The sequence below is a fragment of the Sporomusa sp. genome, from assembly GCF_035561255.1.
GTDB lineage: Bacteria > Bacillota > Negativicutes > Sporomusales > Sporomusaceae > Sporomusa.
Genome location: NZ_DATMXX010000150.1, coordinates 1 through 7,734 on the forward strand (window position 1 = coordinate 1; position 7,734 = coordinate 7,734).

The window sequence follows — 7,734 nt, forward strand, 5'->3', positions numbered from 1 at the left end:
ACTCATGATAGCCTCCTGTAAGGAAAAGGTTTTATATATTAAACGACCGTTCGTTAGGTAGATTTTATCCTATATTATGGGATAAGTCAACAGACAAAAGATCATCGAGTTAATACCATAAGCAAAAATAAAAAAATTAAGGATGCCGGTAAACACCGGAATCCTTAATACTATCTCCCTTTTATTCCTTGCCAATACTTACGCCAAACCTTATCAATCTTGTCAAGCTTCTGATCTTCCGTCAGATCAGACATGAATACATTCATGAGTGAATATAGACCCTGTCTTAAGCTATAGTAAGAAAGCAAAATTTCTTCCGGCGGGTCTTTCTGGATTAATCCTTGCCTAATGCCATCCTGGATTATCTCTTTGTATCTCTCACCAAGTCCCATTTCATGGTTTAGCGCCCGCGTCAACAGTCTATCCTTTAAGGCAACCGGCGGGAAAAACATTACGCGAATCCAAAAGGTTCTCGCGGCCGGCCCTTCTTGATTAGAAGTGTTCTGAGTGCCCATCAGATACTTCTTAAAGAGATAATACAGTCGCTCTGGTGGCAACATGTTTTCTGATTCTGACAAAACCTGCTCCATGTAATTATGATATTGACTCTCAAGATCTTCGTATATCTCCCAAAAGAGTGCTTCTTTACTGGTAATAAATGCATAAAGTGATGATTTTTTAATTCCCACTCCAGCCGCAATCTTCTCCATACTTGTTGCATCATAGCCATTGTTAGCAAATAGGCTAAGAGCAATGTTTTTAATCTTGACTTTGGTTTGACTGCTCACCATTAACCTCCATAACGACCAGTTGTTAGGTAAATTGTATTTCACATAATGGTGAAAGTCAACGCTGGAACTATAGGAGTTCATCCCTATAATTTACTTTCTATTATTTCACAAAACTTGTCGGTTAGTATTGGAAATTATGGGAATATGTAGAAGGAGATTCAGTACCTATCTAGAAAAATAGATTTATACTCCAAATAAATTGGTACTATGCTGTAAGAGCTCTTCTACACAATATAGAGTAAGGTTACGGGAGGTCCTTCCATGTCTATGGACGCCGCTTTAACCACGAATATCATCGCGAGTACATTAATGGTTTTGACCTACACCTATCTTTACATCCAATACAAGCATAGCTACCTGGCAAAATGGATGGCTGCATGGGTTATACATGAAATCCGGATCATTTTTTTTGAAATTGCTTTTATCGAACAGTCCTCACTGATACTAGGAGTTTTATATGGAGTTTTTGTTTTCGCACATTGCCTGCTTCTAACGGCTGGTACAATGGAGTTGGCAGGAAGAAGATTCTCTATTGTTTGGTTGTCAGGATGCGTATTCGTCCTGATCTTTTCTGTAATTGGAAGATTAATTGGTTTACCGGCTGAGGTCTATTTGCTGCCTGGCGCAATTTATATTGCATTTGCATATGTCAGTACCGGGAAAGTTGTCAGTCAAATGAACATTAGTGGTCTGGGAATTTGGCTTACTGCAGGAGGCTTTTTTCTGCTTGGCGTCCACGCATTTGACATGCCGTTTTTATTCCAAATTAGGTGGTTTGCTCCCTGGGGCTATCTGATAGATGCATTACTTCGTTCAACAGTTGCAATCGGTATCGTATTTATTTATTTTGAAAAAGTCAGAGTTGAACTTGCAGAAAAAGAAAAGTACTATCGTCTGTTAGCAGAAAACGCTACTGATGTTATTTACCGGTATCAATTGACTAGTCCTGTTGGATTCGAATACATTAGTCCTTCTGTGAAAAAGCTGATTGGCTATGATCCTATTTCTATAAAAACGCTGCGCGATGTTATACGCATCATTCATCCAGCAGACCACGGAAATTTTAAGAAACTGATTAAGTCACCAATCGTTCTTAATGAGTTTGCCACACTACGGGTGGTACATAAAAACGGTGACATTCTATGGGTAGAACCAAAGCAGAACATTGTCACTGGCTCAGATGGTCAACTTCTTGCAGTTGAAGGAATTATGCGTGATATTACTAAGCGAGTCTTGTTGGAACAGGATGTATCGCGTCTTGACCGGTTGAACATTGTTGGCCAAATGGCTGCGAATCTCGCGCATGAGATTCGCAATCCCCTGACCACTGTGCGCGGCTACTTGCAGATGTTTGGTAACAAACGTGAGTTTCAGCATTATAAAGAGCAGTTTACCTTGTTACTTGACGAACTTGACCGAACCAACCATATTATTACCGAATATCTCGCGTTAAGTAAAAATAAAAGTATTGATATGAAAAAATGTAAACTTAATGAGATTATATTAACGATCTATCCTTTGGTTCAGGCTGATGCTGTTTCCTCTAATATTGAAACAATCCTTGAGCTTGGCGAAATTCCGAACCTGTATCTTGATGCCAAAGAAATAAAACAGCTTATACTCAATTTTACCCGTAACGCTGTCGAAGCTATGCCGTCTGGAGGAAGACTAACCATTAAAACCGCTGTCAACGGTAATGAAATTACACTGAGCGTCTCTGACCAGGGTACAGGCATTCCCCAACAGGTTCTGGATAACCTGGGCAAGCCATTTCTCACAACCAAAGAAACCGGTACTGGCCTGGGTATGGCCATCTGCTATCGTATTGCTCATAGACATAATGCTAAACTTGAAATTGACACTGGATCGGCCGGGACGACAATTCATATAAGGTTTCCAAGCACCTAGTACACCGTAAGAAAGAGGCCGAAAGGCCTTTTTTTTTTCGCCTCACACTCATCTGACATGAGTGATGGGGCGGGAAGGTTAACAACGTTATGGAGGTGATTTTTATGTGAACTTGCTATTAATCTTGCCCGTTATTACACGTCGATTAAAAAAGTGAAGGAGTGACAAACAATGTTAAACAAACAACTGAAACTAGAATCTGACTTGAAATGGGAAAATATTAAAATCCTTGACGCTTATACTGAAGAAGAAAAACAGGCTATCTATCATTTTCGTTACCAAATTCATATTAAAGAAATGAATCGTATTATTCCCAGTACCGATCACTTCCGGAAAGTTATAATTGATGAACTAGACTCATGGAGTCAACTAGCCTACGCCAAATTATCAGATGGACGTATTATCGGTACAGTCAGGGCAACCTTTGGTAAAGCTAGTGACTTTCCGACCGAATTAGCACGTACCTTTCAACTCAATCGCTTCCAGAATTTCAATCCGAATAGTAAAAATATCTGCTTTGGCACCAAAATGATGGTTGATCCCTTATATCGAAAGACCCCTGTATTTTTTCGCCTGTTAGCAAGATGCTATGAATTTCTAAGAGAGCATAATATTCAGTTTAATTTGAGTGGCTGCAATCCATACCTTCTCCCCATGTATGAGCAATTGGGATATCAATCTTTTGCAGCTGGCTTTCAAGATCCAGGGTACGGATTTGTTGTTCCCATTTTACTTATGCCTGAAGATATCGAACATCTAATTGCTATTCGCTCACCCTATTTACGCATCGCCAAAAAGTACACTAATTCAACTGCGGCCAGAGACTGGTATCTAACTAACTTCCCTGAGGCCTCCCGCTTTCCTGTTAACCTTTTTACCAGTGACCAGGCACGATGGGATTTCGTTACACAGCATGTTGGTGATCCCTTATCCGGTTTAGATGTTCTGGTTAATTTAAATGAAGCCGAAGCTAAGGGCCTGCTTCGTATAGCTACTCCGGTCGAATGCCGACAAGACAGTGAGTTTATCCGTCAGGGTGATGTGTGCAACGAACTTAACCTGCTTATTGCGGGAAAAATGCGTATTACCGATCAAACAGGATATGTTCACTATGCTAAGGCTGGTAATGCCTTTGGCACAGTAGGACTGTTTGCCCAGACTCATCACCAGTTTGATGCAACGGCTGTTACTGATTGTGAAATATTGACGATATCCAGGTTTTCCTTTGAAAAGCTTCAGCGTTCCTGGCCGGAAATTGGTACGAAACTGCGTCTTAATCAATATAAGGAGGTAAAATAAATGAAACCCACCCCGGATATACTTCTGATTAACAGTTATGCCCCACGTCAGCGGGTGGTTTCAGATGCTGCCCTTGAAAACAGCTTGGTTATTCTTCGTACCTATCTGGAGAGTAAAGGGATTCAGGCTGAGATTATCGATGATCAAAGAGTAACCACTTTGGAGAATGGTGTACCACAGTGGTGCCTGCAGCTCTTAAAAGTCATGACGCGGTTGTTAATGAAAACCTACCGACTCAAACCGGTTGCTGCCGGTCTGTTACTTGCGGCTTGGCCGTTGCAGGCCTATGCCCTCCAGTGCAGGCGCGAATATCTGCGTAACAGGCTGCGCGATATCGCCGTCGACCTAAAGAACAGGCACATTCCAATCGTCGGCCTCAAGCTATGGTATGGTGAAGCCTATACCTGGTGCCGTGAACTAGCCACTGAAATCAGGCGGCATAGCCCGGAAACAGTCATTATAGCAGGCGGGCCGCAGGTTAAAGTATATGGAGATTTCGTACTTTCGCACTCAGAATTTGATCTCGCCATCATGGGTCCTGGTGAAGAAATTCTTGAAAAGATTATTACTTTATATCGGCAAACCCAGTCTAAAAGCGTTTTTCTTGAGCAAGTCCACGAGCAACTGGGGGGACGGTTGCTAAAAACAGGTGGATTTGCCGGCAATCAGAACGATGTTATCCGGGGATTGGCGGCCCAAACAATTCCCAACTATCACAACGCCGATCTTGACGACAAAATTCTTTTTCACACAATTGTCGACGGTGTTGGTTGCAGTTGGAATAATTGCAACTTTTGCTCCCATACCCGCTGCGCTGTTCCTTTTACGCCACGACCTGTGGAGGATATTATTACTGAGATTAAAGCAATGCTCCAACGCGGAATATCATTCTTCCGGTTTAGCAGTTCAGAAACGCCGATGGCTCATGGGCGGAAAATTGCCGAAGCTATTTTAACACATGGCCTGAATATCCGTTTTTCTATGTTTGTTCGTGCCGCCAACGTAAGTGAGGAGACTTTGGCAACCTATCGCCTCCTGATTCAGGCTGGTCTCAGGGCTGTATTTATGGGCGGTGAAACCGGACATGACGGAGTTAACCGGGAAATAATGAATAAGGGGGTCGAGCGAAAAGATATTATTAATACGATCGCTACTATTCGCCTGGCATCTGACGCAGTCAGTTTGCCTTGCCGGGTCGGACTCTCGCTGATTTATCCCTGCCCATTGCCACCAGGGATTGCTATGGAAGAAGTCTTTCAGGCCAATATAACCTTAATTGATGCAGCACTGCCGGATACGGTTATTGTGAATCCTCCCGGACCTTTCCCGGAAACAAATTGGTATAAGGAGGCCGATAAATTTGGTTTCAGATTCTCTGATGGTGCCGCGACCTTTACCCAACGATTCATGGAATATGAATACTCAATTTATAAGCCTGTTGAATTCTGGGATGATCTGGGCTCCTCGCTTAACGATATGGAAAGTAAAACAGTGCTAAAGGAGACCGGAAAACTCCGGGCATACGCGGCAAGCCTTGGTATTCCCACAGATATTTCAGATGAATACCTAATGATGACTGAGGCAATTGGCCTTCAGTCCAAACTCGATCTCGTCCGGTTTAAACAAAAAACGTTGCTTGACATTATTAGCGGCAGTACCGATTATACCCGGGAGATTACAGCTTCCATTAATGCCGCCAGCCGCCAGCTGGCAAGAACCTATACCGAATAGACGTCCTTAACTCAGCAGGTACCGTAAGGTGCCTGCTTTTTTTATATGCATTCCACAAACTAAAAAAGTCACTCCTTGTGAGTGACTCAGATAATCCGCTATAAAGTAAAGAGCCCGCAATGATCTACGCTACAGCCTACACCGATCATTACATACCTATACGCAGACTTTCGCCTACCCACAAGCATTACACAACCGATGCAAACCTTTGCTCGACTACCACAGATAGCTACTGAACCGCCTGCAATCTCACGACTGCAAACGACCCCTATTATTCGCAACCCATAGCAGTCTTAGCTCGACCAACATAAATCCCTTGGGACCACACGGCAACAGTTGGGCTACCGTACAGCCTTTCGAGACCCATGCCAGTCTTCCCGCCGACTAACGCCGAACCTTGCGACCCGACGCCAATCTTTGGCCGACCAATACCGAGCCCTTTCAGACCCGATACCAGTCTTGGCTCAACCATTACAGACCCTTTACACTGATAGTATCTGCCGATTAAGCTAGTTAATACCTGGAAATATATTACATCTCAGGTTAACTCTTTTTTAAATTCTCTACCCTCTTTAAATATCTGGCCCACTTCATGCCCCAAGTTAAAGTAAGCTGACCCCATCATAATTATCGGGTTAACTTTTAGCGGATCTAATTTTCCGTCTGTCAGACATTGCTCATTGCCATATACAGCCACAATCTCGCCAAAGAACATCTCAAACCCAAACATTGGTACCTGATTAATGACTTTACACAGCATGTTCATCGGGCACTCTTTGATCATTGGTGCTCTGCCAAGATCATCATAGAAGGATGTAAATAAATTTGACTTGTCTATATTCTTTCCTGATACTACACCGCAATAATCTGTTTTTCGAACCGTCTCTGCCGAGGGTATATTGACACTGAAAAAACCGGTCTCTTTGACCCCCTTGATCGAATAATGGGTACTTTTTAGGGATATATAAAGTACAGCGTCAAGACTTACTACTCCACAGGCCCCTATTGTAACATAATTGGGCCTGCCATTGACTTCTACTCCGGCAAGCACGGTTGGAAATGGGCCAATTGGCCTGTTGGGCAGCTTAATTTTTTCCATTGAATGCCCCCTTTTTTGAACAGCCCTTTACACTGATAGTATCTACAGACTAAACAATCCGATACCTGAAGATATGTTATATAATGATTATTTCAGCGGCTGTTTTGGGGCATTGTTGACAATCCACGTTGCAAATGCCTGCAAAAACTTTTGTAAAAACTCGCGAGTATTATCACTACTAAGAACCCCATCAGCGTCAAAAAGGGTAGCAACATTTCCGATATAGGCCTCAGGCTGCTGCATAACAGGAACATTCAGGCAGACAAGTGACTGCCTGAGATGGTGATTAGCGCCAAAAGCACCTATTCCGCCAGGTGATACACTCACTACCGCACCGGGTTTGCCATCCCATACATTTTTGCCATATGGCCGTGAGCCGATATCTATAGCATTTTTGAGCACTGCAGGGACAGAGCGGTTATACTCAGGGGTTATGAAAAGAATTGCATCATAGCTTTTCACGCGTTCACGGAGAGCTGTCCATGCTGCAGGCGGGTTACCCTCGTCATCGAAATCCTGGTTGTATATTTCCAGCCCGGCTATTTCGATTTCTTCCATCTCAAAGGCTTCAGGAGCCAGCAGCTGTAATGCCTTCGCAATTTTCCGGCAAAACGATTCCTTGCGCAGACTGCCTACAAGAACCCCTATTCTCTTTTTCGTCATATGTATTCCTCCTCTATTCTATTAATATTTTTCTTCTTTAAGATTGAATTCTGCCGATTCGACCCAGTCAGTAACATGGTTTAGCAACTCAATAATATGATCAAGCACAACCACATGCTGTTCTTCTTCATGCATAAGTTTATCACAAAGTAGTCTTTCCTCGTGTGTTGCTGCAGTTTCAGTTAATTTTTTATAGAGTTCCACACTTTCATACTCTTTTGCCAGGGCGCCCCTGTATACATC

General features: G+C 42.9%; 6 protein-coding genes and 1 pseudogene. 3 read left to right on the forward strand and 4 right to left on the reverse strand.

Features of this window, described 5'->3' with window-relative positions:
* Nucleotides 1-170: 170 nt before the first annotated feature.
* Nucleotides 171-791: a TetR/AcrR family transcriptional regulator gene (locus VN379_RS08655; protein ID WP_325523149.1), complete on the reverse strand. Its 621-nt coding sequence runs from the start codon at nucleotides 789-791 to the stop codon at nucleotides 171-173.
* Nucleotides 792-1,052: 261 nt separating this feature from the next.
* Here VN379_RS08655 and VN379_RS08660 point away from each other — a divergent pair, with 261 nt between their 5' ends.
* The 3 genes from VN379_RS08660 (at nucleotide 1,053) to VN379_RS08670 (ending at nucleotide 5,729) form a co-directional block, all read left to right on the forward strand.
* A complete protein-coding gene (locus tag VN379_RS08660) occupies nucleotides 1,053-2,699 on the forward strand; it encodes an ATP-binding protein (protein ID WP_325523151.1) in 1,647 nt (548 codons plus the stop codon).
* Between the two features lie 171 nt (nucleotides 2,700-2,870).
* The gene (locus tag VN379_RS08665) at nucleotides 2,871-3,998 is read left to right on the forward strand and encodes a cyclic nucleotide-binding domain-containing protein (RefSeq protein WP_325523153.1); all 1,128 of its coding nucleotides are present in this window, start codon (nucleotides 2,871-2,873) and stop codon (nucleotides 3,996-3,998) included.
* A complete protein-coding gene (locus tag VN379_RS08670; RefSeq protein ID WP_325523155.1) occupies nucleotides 3,999-5,729 on the forward strand; it encodes a B12-binding domain-containing radical SAM protein in 1,731 nt (576 codons plus the stop codon).
* 538 nt (nucleotides 5,730-6,267) lie between these two features.
* Here the strand turns inward: VN379_RS08670 and VN379_RS08675 are convergent.
* The 3 genes and pseudogenes from VN379_RS08675 to VN379_RS08685 form a co-directional block, all read right to left on the reverse strand.
* Complete coding sequence (locus VN379_RS08675) at nucleotides 6,268-6,828, reverse strand: flavin reductase family protein (protein ID WP_325523159.1); 561 nt, start codon at nucleotides 6,826-6,828, stop codon at nucleotides 6,268-6,270.
* A gap of 87 nt (nucleotides 6,829-6,915) precedes the next feature.
* On the reverse strand, nucleotides 6,916-7,491 hold the full coding sequence (locus VN379_RS08680) for an NAD(P)H-dependent oxidoreductase (RefSeq protein ID WP_325523161.1): 576 nt from the start codon (nucleotides 7,489-7,491) through the stop codon (nucleotides 6,916-6,918).
* A gap of 21 nt (nucleotides 7,492-7,512) precedes the next feature.
* A pseudogene (locus VN379_RS08685) lies at nucleotides 7,513-7,734 on the reverse strand (rubrerythrin); the annotation flags it as partial.